Source organism: Pseudomonas anguilliseptica (assembly GCF_900105355.1).
In the GTDB taxonomy this organism is placed as follows: Bacteria; Pseudomonadota; Gammaproteobacteria; order Pseudomonadales; family Pseudomonadaceae; genus Aquipseudomonas; species Aquipseudomonas anguilliseptica.
On record NZ_FNSC01000001.1, the window covers coordinates 4,792,540 to 4,810,548 of the forward strand.

At 59.2% G+C, this 18,009-nt stretch carries 16 protein-coding genes; 5 read left to right on the forward strand and 11 right to left on the reverse strand.

What is annotated here, in order from left to right; genetic code table 11:
• The first annotated feature begins 130 nt into the window (after positions 1-130).
• Entirely contained in the window at positions 131-3,583 is a 3,453-nt protein-coding gene (gene mfd / locus BLW24_RS23390) for a transcription-repair coupling factor (protein WP_090387329.1), read from the forward strand.
• 11 nt (positions 3,584-3,594) lie between these two features.
• Positions 3,595-4,134: a CsiV family protein gene (locus tag BLW24_RS23395; protein WP_090387331.1), complete on the forward strand. Its 540-nt coding sequence runs from the start codon at positions 3,595-3,597 to the stop codon at positions 4,132-4,134.
• A gap of 61 nt (positions 4,135-4,195) precedes the next feature.
• Here the strand turns inward: BLW24_RS23395 and BLW24_RS23400 are convergent, their stop codons facing one another.
• Genes BLW24_RS23400 through BLW24_RS23415 form a run of 4 tightly spaced genes read right to left on the reverse strand, consistent with a single transcriptional unit; the run spans position 4,196 to position 7,243 of the window.
• Positions 4,196-4,933, reverse strand: a complete 738-nt coding sequence (locus BLW24_RS23400) for an S-methyl-5'-thioinosine phosphorylase (RefSeq protein ID WP_090387333.1) — start codon at positions 4,931-4,933, stop codon at positions 4,196-4,198.
• 10 nt (positions 4,934-4,943) lie between these two features.
• Positions 4,944-5,942 carry a beta-N-acetylhexosaminidase gene (nagZ, locus tag BLW24_RS23405; protein WP_167360435.1) on the reverse strand — a complete coding sequence of 333 codons (999 nt, stop codon included), beginning with the start codon at positions 5,940-5,942 and terminating at the stop codon, positions 4,944-4,946.
• Positions 5,943-5,963: 21 nt separating this feature from the next.
• Positions 5,964-6,488 (reverse strand): L,D-transpeptidase, encoded by a 525-nt coding sequence (locus tag BLW24_RS23410; protein ID WP_090387337.1) that lies wholly within the window; start codon positions 6,486-6,488, stop codon positions 5,964-5,966.
• Positions 6,489-6,535: 47 nt separating this feature from the next.
• On the reverse strand, positions 6,536-7,243 hold the full coding sequence (locus BLW24_RS23415) for a TetR/AcrR family transcriptional regulator (RefSeq protein WP_090387339.1): 708 nt from the start codon (positions 7,241-7,243) through the stop codon (positions 6,536-6,538).
• Between the two features lie 275 nt (positions 7,244-7,518).
• On the opposite strand from BLW24_RS23415, the gene lexA reads away from it, so the two are divergent.
• Positions 7,519-8,130 (forward strand): transcriptional repressor LexA, encoded by a 612-nt coding sequence (gene lexA, locus BLW24_RS23420; RefSeq protein ID WP_090387341.1) that lies wholly within the window; start codon positions 7,519-7,521, stop codon positions 8,128-8,130.
• A gap of 10 nt (positions 8,131-8,140) precedes the next feature.
• Positions 8,141-8,617, forward strand: coding sequence for an SOS-induced cell division inhibitor SulA (gene sulA / locus BLW24_RS23425; RefSeq protein WP_090387343.1), 477 nt, complete (start codon positions 8,141-8,143; stop codon positions 8,615-8,617).
• Positions 8,618-8,727: 110 nt separating this feature from the next.
• On the opposite strand, the gene BLW24_RS23430 is transcribed toward sulA, so the two are convergent.
• The 6 genes from BLW24_RS23430 to fadB form a co-directional block, all read right to left on the reverse strand.
• Positions 8,728-8,961: a hypothetical protein gene (locus tag BLW24_RS23430; RefSeq protein WP_090248059.1), complete on the reverse strand. Its 234-nt coding sequence runs from the start codon at positions 8,959-8,961 to the stop codon at positions 8,728-8,730.
• 77 nt (positions 8,962-9,038) lie between these two features.
• On the reverse strand, positions 9,039-9,557 hold the full coding sequence (locus BLW24_RS23435) for a DUF6586 family protein (protein ID WP_090387346.1): 519 nt from the start codon (positions 9,555-9,557) through the stop codon (positions 9,039-9,041).
• A gap of 74 nt (positions 9,558-9,631) precedes the next feature.
• Positions 9,632-12,241 (reverse strand): type I DNA topoisomerase, encoded by a 2,610-nt coding sequence (gene topA / locus BLW24_RS23440; protein ID WP_090387348.1) that lies wholly within the window; start codon positions 12,239-12,241, stop codon positions 9,632-9,634.
• Positions 12,242-12,366: 125 nt separating this feature from the next.
• The gene (locus BLW24_RS23445; RefSeq protein WP_090387350.1) at positions 12,367-12,603 is read right to left on the reverse strand and encodes a DUF1653 domain-containing protein; all 237 of its coding nucleotides are present in this window, start codon (positions 12,601-12,603) and stop codon (positions 12,367-12,369) included.
• A gap of 85 nt (positions 12,604-12,688) precedes the next feature.
• Positions 12,689-13,864 carry an acetyl-CoA C-acyltransferase FadA gene (gene fadA, locus BLW24_RS23450; RefSeq protein ID WP_090387352.1) on the reverse strand — a complete coding sequence of 392 codons (1,176 nt, stop codon included), beginning with the start codon at positions 13,862-13,864 and terminating at the stop codon, positions 12,689-12,691.
• 30 nt (positions 13,865-13,894) lie between these two features.
• Complete coding sequence (gene fadB / locus BLW24_RS23455) at positions 13,895-16,042, reverse strand: fatty acid oxidation complex subunit alpha FadB (protein WP_090387354.1); 2,148 nt, start codon at positions 16,040-16,042, stop codon at positions 13,895-13,897.
• A gap of 480 nt (positions 16,043-16,522) precedes the next feature.
• Between fadB and BLW24_RS23460 the strand changes: the two genes are divergently transcribed.
• Positions 16,523-17,341 carry a hypothetical protein gene (locus tag BLW24_RS23460; RefSeq protein ID WP_090387356.1) on the forward strand — a complete coding sequence of 273 codons (819 nt, stop codon included), beginning with the start codon at positions 16,523-16,525 and terminating at the stop codon, positions 17,339-17,341.
• Between the two features lie 158 nt (positions 17,342-17,499).
• Here the strand turns inward: BLW24_RS23460 and BLW24_RS23465 are convergent, their stop codons facing one another.
• Positions 17,500-17,937, reverse strand: coding sequence for a hypothetical protein (locus BLW24_RS23465; RefSeq protein ID WP_090387357.1), 438 nt, complete (start codon positions 17,935-17,937; stop codon positions 17,500-17,502).
• Positions 17,938-18,009: the final 72 nt, after the last annotated feature.

Genomic DNA, 18,009 nt, shown 5'->3' on the forward strand with positions numbered 1-18,009 from the left:
TAGGGGCTGAAAAAAGGGGCTACATTATGACGGCGCAAGCAAGCATGAGCAATGCACGACTGTCGTAACTGACACCGCACATAAACGCCCGCTACAATCGCCGACCTTGTGCCATGACCGTGAGCCGCCCGTGTCTGAACCGACCGCGTCCGTACTGCGTCTACCGTCCTTACCGGCCACTGCCGGCAAACAACACTGGGGCAACCTGCCCGGTGCCGCGCTGAGCCTGGCCATTGCCGAAGCTGCCAGCAATGCCAAACGTTTCACCCTGCTGCTGACTGCCGACAGCCAGAGCGCTGAGCGCCTGCAAGAGGAGCTGAGCTTTTTCGCTCCGGATTTGCCCGTGCTGCACTTCCCCGATTGGGAAACCCTGCCCTACGACCTGTTTTCGCCACATCAGGACATCATTTCCCAGCGCATCGCCGCACTTTATCGCCTACCCGAGCTGAAACACGGCGTATTGGTAGTCCCGATTACCACCACCCTACACCGCCTGGCGCCCAAGCGCTTTCTGCTCGGCAGCAGCCTGGTCATGCAAGTTGGCCAGCAACTCGACGTCAACCAGATGCGCAGCAATCTGGAAGCCGCCGGCTATCGCTGCGTCGATACGGTGTACGAGCACGGCGAATTCGCGGTACGCGGTGCGCTGATCGACCTGTTCCCGATGGGCAGCAGCCAACCCTACCGCATCGACCTGTTCGATGACGAAATCGAAACCCTGCGCACCTTCGACCCGGAAAACCAGCGTTCCATCGACAAGGTCGAGTCGATCAAGCTGCTGCCGGCGCGCGAGTTCCCGCTGGAAAAGAAAGCCGTTACCGATTTTCGCGGGCGTTTCCGCGAGCGTTTCGACGTGGATTTCCGCCGCTGCCCGATTTACCAGGACCTCAGCACCGGCATCACCCCAGCCGGGATCGAGTACTACCTACCGCTGTTCTTCGAGGAAACCGCCACCCTCTTCGATTACCTGCCCGCCGACACCCAGGTGTTCTCCCTGCCAGGAATCGAGAAAGCCGCCGAGCAGTTCTGGGTGGATGCGCGCAGCCGTTATGAGGATCGCCGCGTCGACCCGGAACGCCCGCTGCTGCCGCCCGCCGATATCTTTCTGCCGATGGAAGACTGCTTCGCCCGCCTGAAAAACTGGCCGCGCGTGGTGGTCAGCCAGGACGATATCGAAGAAGGCGTCGGCCGCCTGCGCTTTAACGCCAAACCGCTGCCCGACCTGGCGATCCAGGCCAAGGCCGGCGAACCGCTGGCCGCGCTGCGGCGCTTTATCGAGGAATACCCCGGTCGCGTGCTGTTCTGCGCCGAGTCCGCCGGGCGTCGTGAAGTGCTGCTGGAGTTGCTCGCACGCCTCAAGCTCAAGCCCAACGAATTTGAAAGCTGGCCGGCCTTTACCGCCAGCAAACAGCGTCTGGGCATCTGCATTGCTCCGCTGGATGACGGCCTGTTGCTCGAAGACCTGGCACTGGTGGCGGAAAGCCCGCTGTTCGGCCAGCGGGTTATGCAGCGCCGGCGCCGCGAGAAATCCCGCGATGGCGGCGACAACGTCATCAAGAACCTGACCGAGCTGCGCGAAGGTGCGCCGGTGGTACATATCGACCACGGTGTCGGCCGTTACCTGGGCCTGGTGAGCATGGAGTTCGACGGCCAGGCCGCCGAGTTCCTCGCCCTGATGTACGCCGAAGAAGCCAAGCTCTATGTGCCAGTGGCCAGCCTGCACCTGATCGCCCGCTACACCGGCAGCGACGACGCCCTCGCCCCGCTGCACCGTTTGGGCTCGGAAATCTGGCAAAAGGCCAAGCGCAAAGCCGCCGAACAGGTGCGTGATGTCGCCGCCGAGCTGCTCGACATTTATGCCCGTCGCGCCGCCCGCGAAGGCTATGCGTTTGCCGATCCGAAGGCCGATTACGCCACCTTCAGCGCCGGCTTCCCCTTCGAAGAAACCCCGGACCAGCAGGCCGCGATCGACGCAGCGCATGACGACATGCTCGCGGCCAAGCCCATGGACCGCCTGGTCTGCGGCGATGTCGGCTTCGGCAAGACCGAAGTGGCGATGCGCGCCGCCTTTATCGCCGTGCATGGCGGCAAGCAGGTGGCGGTCCTGGTACCGACCACATTGCTTGCCCAGCAGCACTACAACAGCTTCCGCGACCGCTTCGCCGATTGGCCAGTCAAAGTCGAGGTGATGAGCCGCTTCAAGAGCGCCAAGGAAGTCAGCGACGCCGTGCAGCAACTGGCCGAGGGCAAGGTCGACATCGTCATCGGCACCCACAAGCTGCTGCAGGAAGACGTCAAATTCAGCAACCTGGGCCTGGTGATCATCGACGAAGAGCACCGCTTCGGCGTGCGCCAGAAGGAGCAGCTCAAGGCCCTGCGCAGCGAAGTCGACATCCTCACCCTCACCGCCACACCGATTCCGCGCACCCTGAACATGGCCGTGGCCGGCATCCGCGATCTGTCGATCATCGCCACGCCGCCGGCACGGCGCCTGTCGGTACGCACTTTCGTTATGGAACAGAACAACCCGACGATCAAGGAAGCCCTGCTGCGCGAACTGCTGCGCGGCGGCCAGGTGTATTACCTGCACAACGATGTAAAAACCATCGAGAAATGCGCCGCCGATCTTGCCGAACTGGTGCCGGAAGCACGCATCGGCATCGGCCACGGACAGATGCGCGAGCGCGAACTGGAACAGGTGATGGGCGATTTCTATCACAAGCGTTTCAACGTGCTGATCGCCTCGACCATCATCGAAACCGGTATCGACGTACCGAGCGCCAACACCATTATCATCGAGCGCGCCGACAAGTTCGGCCTGGCCCAGCTGCACCAGTTGCGCGGCCGCGTCGGCCGTAGTCACCACCAGGCCTACGCCTATCTGCTGACGCCGCCGCGCAAGCAGATGACCGACGACGCGCAAAAGCGCCTGGAAGCCATCTCCGGCGCCCAGGACCTCGGCGCCGGCTTCACCCTGGCCACCCACGACCTGGAAATCCGCGGCGCTGGCGAGTTGCTCGGCGATGGCCAGAGCGGGCAGATTCAGGCAGTCGGCTTCACCCTGTATATGGAAATGCTCGAACGCGCGGTGAAATCGATCCGCAAGGGCGAGCAGCCGAATCTCGACCAGCCGCTGGGTGGCGGCCCGGAGATCAACCTGCGCGTACCGGCGCTGATCCCCGAGGCTTACCTGCCCGACGTGCATGCGCGGCTGATCCTCTACAAACGCATCGCCAACGCCGCCGACGAGGATGGCCTGAAAGAACTGCAAGTGGAGATGATCGACCGTTTCGGCTTGCTGCCGGATGCAAGCAAGAACCTGATACGCATCACCCTGCTGAAACTGCAGGCAGAAAAGCTCGGGATCAAGAAGGTCGATGCCGGCCCGCAAGGTGGACGTATCGAATTCGCCGCAGATACCTGTGTCGATCCACTGACCCTGATCAAGCTGATCCAGAGCGCGCCGAACCGTTACAAGTTCGAAGGCGCAACGATGTTTAAAATCCAGGTGCCCATGGAGCGCCCGGAAGAACGCTTCAACACCTTAGAGGCGCTGTTCGAGCGCCTGACTCCCTCGACTTAAAGGACTGACCCATGCGCGCACTTCGCACCCTGGCCCTGCTGCCGCTTCTCCTGCTGAGCCTGCTCAGCAGCACTGCCGCCCTGGCTGAAAGCCTGTATCAGGTTGAAGTCATCGTATTCCGCCAGGCCGTCACGCCGATTTCCGCCGGCCAGCTGCCGCCCGACAACTGGGCGCAGAATGCGCTGCCCGTGGATGGCAGCAACAGTCGCAGCACCGCACTGAATGCCGAAGCCGGCAAACTCAACCCATCCAGCGGCTATCAGGTTTTACTGCACAAAGCCTGGCCCCAGAGTTTGGGCGAGTCGAGCAGCCGCGTCGCCATTAGCACCGGCAATGAGCAGTTCGGCCACTACCCCGTCGAAGGCACTATCAGCCTTAAAGCCGGCCGTGTAATCGAGCTGGACAGCGACATCTGGGTCAACCAGATCGACGCCAGCGGCATCCTCAACGACAGCGAGCGCATCAAACAAAGCAGCCGCCTGAAAAGCGGCGAGCTGACTTTTGTCGATAATGGCAGTCTGGGCATGCTGATTCGCGTCAGCCCGCTATAAGAACACCGCCACAAAAAAGGGCCGCATTGCGCGGCCCTTTTTTTATTGCAGCAATGACCGTTCAGCTGGTCAGCACACGCGCCAATACGGCCTTTACCGTACCCATCCCCTCTTCCAGGGCGCGTTCGATTTCCGCCATGGTGATCAGCGCACGGGACTTGCCAGCAGCCGGGTTCACCACCAGCGCCAGGCAGGCGTAGGGCAAAGCCAGCTCACGGGCCAGCACGGCTTCCGGCATACCGGTCATACCGACGATATCGCAGCCATCACGCTCCATCCGCGCGATCTCCGCAACGGTCTCCAGGCGTGGCCCCTGGGTGCAGCCATACAAGCCGTGATTGCTGAACGCACAGTGCTCGGCAGTCAGGGCATTGGCCAGTTTGGTGCGCAGCCCAGCGTCATAGGGGTGGCTGAAATCCACATGGGTGACATGCTCCAGCTCACCCTCAAAATAGGTGTGCTCGCGCCCATAGGTGTAATCGATGATCTGATGCGGCAGGCAGAAGTGCCCGGTGCCCATCGCCGAGTGAATACCGCCCACCGCGTTTACCGCGATGACGGCCTTGGCCCCCGCTTCACGCAGCGCCCAGAGGTTGGCGCGGTAGTTGACCTGATGCGGCGGGATACGGTGCGGATGTCCGTGGCGTGCGAGAAACAGCACCTCACGGCCGGCATAATCGCCCTTGAGCACAGCAGCAGAAGGCGCACCATAGGGCGTATCAATATGCAGCGCAGCCTTGATGGTCAGACCGTCCAGCTTGGTCAGACCCGTACCGCCGATAATCGCGTAAACCGTCATCCCTTACTCCTCAGTCGATTAATTGCGCATCGCGCAGGCTGCCAAGTGCCGCAAGCCAGCGCGGGTTCTGCCGATACTCAATACCCGGGAAGGCCTGCCGGCGCATCCGCGCTAGGCCTTGCGGCGGTTCCACCTTGAGTCGCTGCAAGGCGCTCAGGGCCAGTTCCGCCGCTGCCCGGTCATTACACACCAGGCCCATATCACAACCCGCTGCCAGCGCAGCCTCGATACGGCAGGCCGCATCGCCGACCACATGGGCACCAGCCATGGACAGATCGTCACTGAAAATCACCCCATCAAAGGCCAGCTCGCCACGCAGAATGCCCTGCAGCCAGCGCCGGGAGAAGCCCGCAGGCTGACTGTCCACCTGAGGGTAGATCACATGGGCAGGCATCACTGCCGCCAACTGCCGACGCAGCTGAGCAAACGGCTGCAAATCAACTGCACGAATCTGCTCCAAGCTGCGTTCATCGACTGGAATGGCCACATGTGAATCCGCCTCCGCCCAACCGTGCCCAGGGAAATGCTTGCCGGTGGCGGCCATGCCCGCTGCATTCATCCCACGGATAAACGCGCCGGCTAGCAAAGTCGCACGCTGCGCATCACCTTCGAAAGAACGGCTGCCAACCACGGCGCTGCGCTGATGATCCAAGTCCAGCACAGGAGCAAAACTCAGGTCCAGACCTGCAGCCAGCACTTCGGTGGCCATGACCCAGCCGCACTGCTCAGCCAAATGCTCGGCATTGGCGTTATCGGCCAGCGCACGCATCGCCGGCAAGCGCACAAAGCCCTGACGCAGACGCTGCACACGCCCGCCTTCCTGATCCACCGCCAGCAGCAGATCTGGCCGCACCGCACGAATCGCCGCAGACAGCTCGCGCACCTGGCGCGGATCTTCGATATTGCGCGCGAACAGGATCAACCCAGCCACCTGCGGCTGACGCAGGATCTGGCGATCCTCAGCAGTCAACCAGGTGCCGGCGATATCCAGCATCAATGAACCTTGCATGGGTAAACTCACAACTCGTCCTTAAATAAGAGGCGCAACTGCCCACTCAGGGCAAGCGGCTTCGTCAATCTGTACCGCACATTGAACCGGGACACGCGCAAAGAGTTCCAACAGATCGCTGTTGCGCAGACGCACACAGCCATGCGACAGCGCCACGCCCATAGGCTCGCTGTCCGGCGTACCGTGTATGTAGATATAGCGGCGAAAGGTATCGACAGCGCCCAGACGATTGCGTCCGGGCTCACAACCACTCAACCAGAGAATGCGCGTAAGAATCCAGTCACGGCCGGGGAATTGTGCATGCAACTCGGGCGACCAGACCTCACCGGTCCAGCGCCGCCCGCGCAGTATGGCAGCGCTCGGCAAGCCCTCACCAATCTTTGCCCGCACTTGGTGCAAGCCACGCGGTGTACAGCCAGAACCATTGCGCTCGCCGGCGCCATTCAGCGCAGTAGAAACACTCAGACGCAGCTGCAGCTGCCCGTTGGCAAAGCCATACAGACACTGATCGGCGAGGGAGATGTGCAGATAATCGAGAGCAACCATGGGCGGCTAGCTTAGCGGATAGCATCCACCAAGCCCACCCGCCGAGGTCAAACTTTGCTGGGCGCTGCGGGAGTCTTGGTACGCGGCTTAAGCTGTGCGCTGGCCAGGGCTTCATCGGCCAGGCCGGTTTCCGAACGCATGCCGGCCGCCAGAAATGGCACCATCAGGCGCATCACCTGCTCAATCGAGGTACTCACCCCAAAATCGGTTTCCGACATCGCGCGCAGAGCCTTGATCCCGGACATGCTGAACGCCGCAGCGCCGAGCATAAAGTGCACGCGCCAGAATAGCTCCAGTGGCGGGATGCGCGGGGCGGCTTCATGCACCAGCTGCATATAGCGACGGAACACTTTTCCGTAGACCTCTTCGAGGTACTTACGCAAGTGCCCCTGGCTCTGACTGAAGGCCAGACCCAGTAGGCGCATAAAGATTGACAGGTCGTTACCACTGCGCGGCTTTACTGCCAGCGCCTGCTCGACCAGCAGCTCAAGCAGCTCTTCCAGACTGACCTTGGTTTCCGGTTTGGCCTGACGACGATCCAGTTCGCGCTCCAGGCTTACGCAGAAAGGCCCGAGAAAGCGCGAGAACACCGCCTGAATCAGGGCCTTTTTCGAGCCGAAGTGATAATTCACCGCAGCCAGGTTCACTCCAGCCTTGCTGGTGATCAAACGCAGAGAAGTTTCTGCGAAACCTTTCTCCGCAAAAAGCTGCTCTGCCGCATCGAGAATGCGTTCAACGGTTTCCGACTGGGCCATGACTCTTTTCATCTGAACAAACACTTGTTTGAAACATACGTTTCAGTCGCCCGCCTTGTCAAGCCGGGCAAACCATCTTGTGGCCGGGCGGTCACAGACATTCGCTAATAGGCACGGGCTAACCCTAGTTAGACGCCCCCCCTGAGAGACCCGAGTAACAGTGCGCCGCAACAGACGAGATAAAGGTCAATTGAGTAGAGATCAGAACACAAGGATTGCCAAGAGCTAATCACTGTATACAATCCCAGCAACTGTACAAAAAGACAGAGTCGACCATGCTAAAACTGACGCCGCGCCAAGCTGAAATTCTCGCCTTCATCAAGCAATGTCTTGAAGACAACGGCTACCCGCCTACCCGAGCGGAAATCGCCTTGAAACTGGGTTTTAAATCACCTAATGCAGCGGAAGAACACCTCAAGGCCCTGGCCCGTAAGGGTGCAATCGAAATGACCCCTGGCGCTTCGCGCGGTATCCGCATTCCCGGCTTCGAGCCCAATGCCGATGAAGAAGAAGGCCTACCGGTAATTGGCCGCGTCGCTGCCGGCGCACCAATCCTGGCGCAGCAACATGTCGAAGAGTCCTGCAAGATCAATCCGGACTTCTTCCACCCCAAGGCCGACTACCTGCTGCGTGTACGTGGCATGAGCATGAAAGACATCGGCATCTTCGATGGCGACCTTCTGGCCGTGCACACCACCCGTGAAGCCCGTAATGGGCAAGTGGTGGTGGCGCGCCTCGACGATGAAGTGACCGTGAAACGTTTCAAGCGTGAAGGCAACAAGGTCTGGCTGATTGCGGAAAACCCGGAGTTCGCGCCGATCGAAGTAAATCTGGAAGAACAGGATTTGATTATTGAAGGCTTGAGCGTCGGCGTTATCCGCCGCTAGTGGAGGATTTATGCAGTTCCCGCAATCACTGAACCGTACACAACTGCCTTTGTTCGATGCATTTCTGGCATCGACGGTGACGCCGTTACTTGCCGATCGCGCTGAGCTGCCCTGGCAAGATGATGAGACAGAGGCTTTCAGTGAACTGTCGCTGCGTGGCGCAGCCGGGCACTGCCTGAACCTTCTCGCACCGATTTTGCGTGAACTTAGCGATAACCTCGATGAGCGCTGGCTGACCCTGATTGCGCCACCATCAAGCTTGACCCAAACCTGGCTACGCGAGGCGGGCCTGAACCGCGAACGCATTCTGCTGCTCCACCCACGCGGCGCACAAAGCGCGCTGGAGTTGGCGCAACAGGCCCTGACACTAGGACGCAGCCATACCGTAGTCAGCTGGCTACACCCTCTGGAACGTCAGGCGCGGCAACAGCTTGAGCAAGCGGCCCGTCAGGGCAAGGCGCAAAGCCTAAATATCAGCCTGGGATAGTTGGCCAGCAGCCATGCACAAGGATTGTGCGCGCCAGCCAGTAGAACCTGACGCTAGAAATAACAAACACCAGCAAAACACTCTAACCAAAACCCGGAAAAGCTCTGCAATCAATGCAGAACCCGCGGCCCCTCTTCCTGCTGGAAATTATTTTCCGCCAGGCGCCCCGCCATCTGTACACCGACATTGAGCATGGCCTTGGCCACCTCAACATGCTGCCCCTGCAGAAAGGCTTTGGCATCGGCAGAGAAATCCAGCACCACCAGTGACTCTTCATCCTCGGCACGACGCAGGGCAATGCGCCCGTCGGGCAATTCAACAATTTCCAGGAATGATGTAGGCATTGGCTTAGCTCTCCACGAAAGGCCGACAGTGTAACAGCCGACCCGGGTTCACCCTAGTCCACCGGTCCAATCAGCCTTTACCATTCGCTCAGGGTTTGCCGAAAGCGTTGTGCCAGAGCCTTCAGCTGCTGACGCCAGGCCTCAAGCGCCTCCTGCGCCAAGGGTACGACTTCTTCATCCAGGCTGACCGCTGTGATCAATGGCGTAGCGGGATCGACCTTGGCTTTCTTACCCGCTTGCGGCGGCTGAAACAGCTCGGCATAGGCCTTGAGCAACTGAGCAACCCAGCTGTCAGCGGACTTTGCCAGCTCGACCAGCTCCCCCAGCTCCTGGCTTGGCGCCCCCTGCAACACCTCGTCGGTGAGAAAGCGTTCGGCCTGCGGAGCAGCGCTGTCAGGCAAACGGTAATAGCCAGCAATCTCATGGCACAGGCCGAGCAAGGCACCATACAGATGAAACAACGCAGCCTCGCGCTCAGCCTGGATCAAAGCCAGGGCATTCATGCTCTGGCCTTGTTCAGCCTTGCGCCAGGACTCTAGCGCCAGACCGGCATAGAAAATTTTCTGGTTGGTGCGGGTATAGAGTTCATTGGCCATTGCGGCGCCCTCCATAACAACGGATTGGACAAGCATGCGCGCACCGGCCAATGGCCGACACGCGCACCGCTAAATCAGCTCTTGTCTTCGACTTTCCACTTGCCGCCATCAAAGAACGCACGCCAGCCAGTCGGTTTGCCGTCAACTTCGGTCTGTACGTACTGCTCCTTGGTCTTGCGGCTGTAGCGGATCACCGCTGCGCGACCTTGCGGATCTTTCTTAGGCGCTTCGCAGAGGAAGTGGTACTTGGGGTCGATCTCATCGCGATGCGGAATCAGCTCCAACACCAGCGGTGCGCGAGTTTCACGGTTTTTCGGGAACTGGCTGGCCGCCAGGAACAGGCCCGAAGCGCCGTCGCGCAGGATGTAGGTGTCGTTGACTTTTTCGCACTTGAGCTCCGGCATCTTCACCGGGTCCATTTTCGGCGGTGCCGCCTCACCGCTTTTCAGCAGTTTGCGGGTGTTCTTGCACTCGCTATTGGTGCAGCCAAAGAACTTGCCGAAACGACCGGTTTTCAGCTGCATCTGGCTGTCGCACTTGTCGCAGTCCAGGCTTGGGCCTTCGTAACCCTTGATGCGGTACTGCCCCCGCTCTACTTCATAACCGCTGCAATCCGGATTATTACCGCAGATATGCAACTTGCGGGTTTCATCGAGCAGGTAGGCGTCCATCGCGGTCGAGCAGATCGGGCAGCGGTATTTGCCGAGCAGCACGCGCGACTCCGACTCACCCTCATCGTCCGCAGCAATTTCATCGCCCGGCACCAGGTTGACGGTGGCCTTGCAGCGCTCTTTCGGCGGCAGGGCATAGCCAGAGCAGCCAAGGAATACGCCAGTAGAGGCAGTACGAATGGTCATCGGCCGGCCACAGTCACGGCAGGCGATATCGGTCAGCGTCGGCTGGTTGGCACGCATGCCACCCTCACCTGCTTCAGCCACTTCAAGCTTCTTCTTGAAGTCACCGTAGAACTCGTCGAGCACGTGTTTCCACTCGCGCTCGCCCTGAGCCACATCGTCCAGGTGCTCTTCCATGCCGGCAGTAAAGCCGTAGTCCATCAGGTTGGAAAAGCTTTCCGCCAGACGCTCAGTGACGATGTCACCCATCTTCTCCGAATAGAAACGGCGGTTGTGCAGCGCAACATAGCCGCGGTCCTGGATGGTTCCGATGATCGCGGCGTAGGTCGACGGGCGACCAATGCCGCGCTTCTCCATTTCCTTGACCAGGCAGGCCTCCGAATAGCGCGCTGGCGGCTTGGTGAAGTGCTGACTGGGGTCGAGCTTGACCAGTTTGAGCACTTCGCCCTGAGTCATTTCCGGCAATACGTCGTCATCGCCCGGCTTGCTCAGCTGCGGCAACACGCGGGTATAACCGTCGAATTTGAGGATACGGCCCTTGGCACGCAGCTCGAATTGCGCCGCTGTGACCGTCACTGTGGTCGACAGGTATTCGGCCGGCGGCATCTGGCAGGCGACGAACTGGCGCCAGATCAGCTCATACAGACGCTCGGCGTCACGTTCCATGCCCGACAGCTGAGTCGGCTTGAGGTTGACGTCGGAAGGACGAATCGCTTCGTGCGCCTCCTGAGCGCCCTCCTTGCTGCTGTAGGCAATAGGGTTGGCAGGCATGTACTTCTTGCCGAACTCGCTTTCAATAAAGCCACGCACCATGCTCACGGCATCAGCCGAAAGATTGGTCGAGTCGGTACGCATATAGGTGATGTAGCCGGCCTCATACAGACGCTGAGCCATCATCATGGTTTTCTTCACCCCAAAACCCAGGCGGTTACTGGCGGCCTGCTGCAAGGTGGAAGTAATGAACGGCGCTGACGGCTTGCTGCTGGTCGGCTTGTCTTCGCGTTTGCTGATGCTGTAGCTGGAGGCTTTCAGCGTCGCTAGGGCCGCCATGGCCTGGGCCTCATTCAGCGGCTTGAAGGCTGCGCCGTTCTCACGGGCCACTTCAAAACGGACATTGGCGCCTTTGGCGGTTCCCAGATCGGCGTGCACTTCCCAGTACTCTTCAGGGACAAACGCGCGGATCTCTTTCTCGCGCTCGACCACCAGTTTCACGGCTACCGACTGCACACGACCGGCGGACAGACCACGGGCGATCTTCGCCCACAGCAGCGGCGAGACCATATAGCCCACTACACGGTCGAGGAAGCGCCGCGCCTGCTGGGCGTTGACCCGGTTGATATCCAGTTCGCCAGGCTTGGCAAACGCTTCCTGGATCGCCTTCTTGGTGATTTCGTTGAACACCACGCGCTTGTAGCGGCTGTCATCACCACCGATGGATTCGCGCAGGTGCCAGGCAATGGCTTCCCCCTCGCGGTCCAAGTCGGTTGCGAGATAGATGGTGTCGGCATCCTTGGCCAAACGGCGCAACTCTTCGACCACCTTCTCTTTGCCAGGGAGGATCTCGTACTTGGCTTTCCAGCCGTGCTCGGGATCCACGCCCATGCGTGCAAACAGCTGACGCTTAGCTTTTTCCTTGGGCGACAGCGCCGGTACTTCACCTGCAGCGGCTTTACCACGCTTGACCGGCTCTTTGGCGGTACTCGCCGAACCACTGGTGGGTAGGTCACGGATGTGGCCGATGCTCGACTTCACCACGTACTCGTTGCCCAAGTACTTGTTGATGGTCTTGGCCTTGGCCGGGGATTCCACGATGACCAGCGATTTGCCCATGGATTGGAAAATTCCTGAAATTCGATAAATAAATGCGGGAGGCGCTGTACTGCCTACTAGCGCGGCACCGCTATATATAGTGGTGGTCCGGCCGAGGTCAAGCGCAGCAGTGGCCCGATGTCAGCTTAAGGCCGAGTAAAGAGTGCGGTTTCAGCCTGAATCAAAGCAAAGCGTGGAACCGTCTCGCCGTCCACCTCAACGCTTTCGCAAAACATCTCCAACGGCCGCACCCACAAGCCAAACTCGCCGTACAGCGCCTGATAGACCACCATCGCCTGTTCCGTTTCGGAATGCTGGGCTACGCCAAACACACGGTATTCAGGGCCTTTGTAGTGACGGTAAAGACCAGGCTGTAGCTGCATCGGTGAATTCCTTGAAGATTTTCTGCGGATAAACAAAAACCGGGGCACTGGCCCCCGGTTTTTCCATCTCTTACACCGATGAAGCTTAGAGGCGTTCGAAGACGGTGGTGATGCCTTGGCCGAGACCGACGCACATGGTCGACACACCGAAGGTACCGCCATTCTGCTTCATCACGTTCAGTAGGGTACCGGAGATACGCGCGCCGGAACAACCGAACGGGTGACCCAGAGCGATGGCGCCGCCGTGCAGGTTGACCTTCTCTTCCATCTTGTCGAGCACTTTCAGGTCCTTCAGCACAGGCAGAGCCTGAGCAGCAAAGGCTTCGTTGAGCTCGAAGAAGTCGATGTCGTTGATGGTCAGGCCAGCACGTTTCAGGGCTTTCTGAGTCGACGGTACTGGGCCATAACCCATGATCGCTGGATCAACACCGGCCACGGCCATGGCGCGAACCACTGCCATTGGCTGAATGCCGAGGCCCTGAGCACGCTGGGCGCTCATGACGATCATGCAGGAAGCGCCATCAGTGATCTGCGAGGACGTACCTGCAGTCACGGTACCGCCTTTCGGGTTGAACGCAGGCTTCAGCGCAGCCAGGCTTGCCAGGGTGGTTTCCGGACGAATGGTTTCGTCGTAGTCAAACACTTTCAGGAAACCGTTCTCGTCGTAGCCTTGCATCGGGATGATTTCATCCTTGAACTTGCCTTCGACGGTAGCTTTGTGGGCCAGACGGTGCGAACGCTCACCGAAGGCGTCCTGCTGCTCACGGCTGATGCCGTGCATCTTGCCGAGCATTTCAGCAGTCAGACCCATCATGCCCGAGGCCTTGGCCGCGTACAGCGACAGGTGCGGGTTTGGATCAACGCCGTGCATCATGCCAACGTGGCCCATGTGCTCCACACCGCCGATGACGAATACGTCACCGTTGCCGGTCTGGATTGCCTGCACAGCAGTGTGCAGAGCGCTCATGGACGAACCGCACAGGCGGCTCACAGTCTGGCCAGCAGCAGTGTGCGGGATCTGGGTCATCAGCGACGCCATGCGCGCGATGTTCCAGCCCTGCTCCAGGGTCTGGTTTACGCAGCCCCAGATCACGTCTTCCACTTCAGCTGGGTCCAGCTTGGTGTTACGTGCCAGCACGCCGCTGATCAGGTTGGCCGACATGGTTTCGGCACGGGTGTTGCGATGCATGCCGCCCTTGGAACGACCCATCGGGGTACGACCGAAGTCGACGATGACTGCATCTCTAGGATTCAGGCTCATAAATTCACTCTCGCTCTAGTCGTTGCGCGATTAACCGAAAAACTTCTGGCCGTTAGCGGCCATTTCGCGAAGCTTGGCAGTCGGGGTGTACAGCGCGCCCAGCTCGGCGTATTTGTCGGCCAGGGCAACGAACTCGGCTACACCGACGGTGTCGATGTAACGCAGTGCACCACCGCGGAACGGAGGGAAGCCGATGCCGTAGATCAGGCCCATATCGGCCTCAGCTGCGGTATCAACGATGCCGTCTTCCAGGCAACGCACGGTTTCCATGCACAGAGGAATCATCATGAAGTTGATGATGTCTTCATCAGTCACTTCACGCTGCTCGGTCACGATGGACTTGAGCAGGTCGTAGGCAACCGGATCGGAAACCTTCTTCGGCTTGCCGCGCTTGTCCATTTCGTAGGCGTAGAAGCCCTTGCCGTTCTTCTGACCCAGGCGATCTGCTTCGTACATCACGTCAACCGCGGTACGGCCTTCAACTGCCATGCGATCCGGGAAACCTTCAGCCATCACATCACGGCCGTGGTGACCGGTGTCGATACCAACCACGTCGGACAGGTACGCCGGGCCCATCGGCCAGCCGAACTTCTCCATGACCTTGTCGATACGCACGAAGTCGACACCGAATGCCAGCAGCTTGGAGAAGCCACCGAAGTACGGGAACAGCACGCGGTTAACCAGGAAACCTGGGCAGTCGTTGACCACAACCGGGGTCTTGCCCATTTTCTTGGCGTAAGCAACGGTAGTAGCCACGGCTACGTCGCTGGACTTCTCGCCACGAATCACTTCAACCAGCGGCATCATGTGCACAGGGTTGAAGAAGTGCATGCCGACGAAGTTTTCCGGACGCTTGAGGGCCTTGGCCAGCAAGCTGATGGAAATGGTCGAGGTGTTCGACGCAAGGATGGCGTCTTCTTTGACCACGCCTTCCACTTCAGCCAGAACAATCTGCTTGACCTTCGGGTTCTCAACCACGGCTTCGACAACGATGTCGACAGCGCCGAAATCGCCGTAGGACATGGTTGGACGAATGGCAGTAAGGGCTTCAGCCATCTTCGCCGGGGTCATACGACCTTTGGTAACGCGACCGCCGAGCAGCTTGGAAGCCTCGGCCAGTCCCATCTGGATACCCTCTTCACGGATATCCTTCATCAGGATCGGAGTGCCCTTGGAAGCAGACTGGTAGGCGATACCGCCACCCATGATGCCGGCACCGAGTACGGCGGCCAGTTTCACGTCTTTGGCGATTTCGTCGTGCTGCTTGGCTTTCTTCTTCAGATCCTGATCGTTCAGGAACAGACCAATCAGGCTGGCAGCAACCGGGGTTTTAGCCAGTTTAACGAAGCCCGCAGCTTCCACTTCCAGCGCTTTGTCGCGACCGAAGTTAGCGGCTTTCTGAATGGTTTTGATCGCTTCAACCGGCGCCGGGTAGTTCGGGCCAGCCTGACCTGCGACGAAACCTTTGGCAGTTTCGAAGCACATCATCTGCTCGATCGCGTTGAGCTTGAGCTTTTCCAGCTTCGGCTGACGCTTGGCCTTGTAGTCCAGCTCGCCAGAGATGGCGCGCTTGATCAGATCCAGAGCAGCGGCTTGCAGCTTGTCAGCGGCAACCACAGCATCCACTGCACCCATTTTCAGGGCGTCAGCAGCTTTGTTTTCTTTACCACCGGCAATCCACTCAACGGCGTTATCGGTACCGATAACCCGTGGCAGACGCACGGTGCCGCCGAAGCCTGGGGAGATGCCCAGTTTGACTTCTGGCAGGCCAACCTTGGCGCTTTCGGCCATGACGCGGTAATCCGCGGCCAGGCACATCTCAAAACCACCGCCCAGGGCGATGCCGTTGATCGCGACAACAGTCGGAACATTGAGGTCTTCAAAATCACTGAAGATCTTGTTGGCTTCGAGGTTGCCAGCCACCAGTTCTTCGTCTGGCAACCTGAAGTTGTCGACGAACTCGGTGATGTCGGCGCCGACGATAAATACGTCTTTGCCACTGGTGACAATCACGCCCTTGATCGAACCATCGGCCTTGATCGCATCAACGGATTGACGCAGTTCATTGAGGGTAAGACGGTTGAATTTGTTGACGGATTCACCCTTGAGGTCGAATTTCAATTCGACGATGCCGCTCTCAAGAGCCTTAACCGTGATGGCTTTACCTTCGTAAATCATCAACTGATCTCCACGGTATGGAAGCTGAACAGTACACATCGGAGCCAACCAGCAAGCTACTCCACGGCACAGCCGTCTAGAGTAACCCCAATCAGCCTGGCACACCCACCGACGCGATAATCGGACTGTAAAGGCGCTGTCTTAAGAGGCAAACGCTCAATTCATACGCCCGTTTGATTTGGATGTGCACACCTTCAAGGAAAAGCCCCAACTTGTCAATTGGCCTGTTGTGACTGCAAAGGCGTACAAAAAATTACGTTCAGACCTACGCAGGCATGCAGATCACTCTGCAGCGAACAGGCGGCCATCCGCAGCGATTTACGGTTACTTCGCCAACTCTGCAAACAGAAGTGTGATCCAGTGCATACCTAGCAAAATGATTTGGCTGCAGGTACAGTCGTCTCAATACGGCCGTTTTAGACCGCCCGTAGCCAAAACAAAAACAATTAGAGCCCAATCAAGGGCGCACGGAGTTCCCCCATGTCGAGCCGCATGCTTGCCATTGTTTTGAGCACCCTGCTCGCAATTACCCTCCCCCTCTTCAGCGCCGCGACCCAGGCTGCAGATGCAGCAACCAGCCTGCTGAAACTGCACCAGCTGCGCCTTGCCGCACAAAAGTCTCTGAGCGACTTCTACATGTTCAATGGCATGGAAGGCGATCAACGCTATGCGCGGATGATCAACGACTCGGTGAGCGAGGTGAACAGTCATCTGAACGCGCTAACGGACATGCCCGGCGAAGGCGCAAAGGCGCTGCGCTCGCAGCTGGATCAGCAATGGAAGGGTTACGAGATCGACCTCAACAACCTGATCAACGCGCTGAAGAGCCAGGGTTACACCGACCTGCAGCCAGTAGCCGACCTTGCAGCCCGCAACCAGCAACTGATGACCCTGAGCCAGGAGCTGTATACCAAGATCCAGCAGGAAGGCAGCTACAGCGTGCCAGCACTGACTCAGCGCAGCCGCGAACAGAGCATGCTGATGCAAGGCATTGCCGTGGATTACGCCTCGCGCAGCGCCTCGGTAGGCGCCACCTTTATGGGCGGCGGCGATGCACGGCCAATCGAGGAACTGGTCAGTGAGTTCGCCAGCAAGATGGCAACACTGGAGAAAGACCCGAAGAACAGCCCACAGCTCAAGCAATCCTGGGAAGGGGTCGCCACCAAATGGCGCTATATTGAGAAATCGCTGATCAACTACAACGAAAACAGCGTGCCATTTCTGGTCAACAAGTACTCCAATACCATCATCCAGGGCATTGAACAGATTTCCGGTCAGTACGCGACCGCCAACCTCTGATCACGAGCGCTGCCATCCGTATTCGCTTTACCGGCCTGCCTGGCCGTACTCCGGCCCAGTGCTTGCACTGGGCTTTCTTTTTATGGCCCTCCATCCATGGCGACCACCCCTCGGGCCGTCGCTGCGCGACGTTAAAAACTGCTCCAGGCAACTTTTATTCAGGCTTTAGCCTGGAGAAACGCAACAATTGCCTCCAGCGCTTCGCCAGCACCTCGTTCGCCCCAGCATACCGAGAGCATCTGATCGGTCGCCTCAACCTTGAACGCATCGACCGGCAAGGCCTGCAATTGCGCCAACAAGGCCTGATCGGCGCAAGGCTCGCGCCATTTATTCACCCACTGCCCCGGCTCCAGCTGCCAATAGCACCAGCTATCGACCTGGCCACGGCGGCGTGCACGGTGGTATTGCGGACAGGCATGCGGCGGCTGACGCAGCAGCCAATGCGGCCACTCCTGGCGCGACAACTGCATTGCCACGCCCATCCGCCGCGCCTGCAAGCGCACATCCATCTGCCCACGCTGATGGCGCGAGGGCACCAGCCAGGCCAGCGGGCTGAGCAAAAAGGCCAGGAGCAAAAGCAGAAACCAGGGACTCATATCGTTATCTCACCGGCAAAAGCCTGTCATCAGCGCTCAGGACGGCCATACTAAAACTATTGATCCACTTGC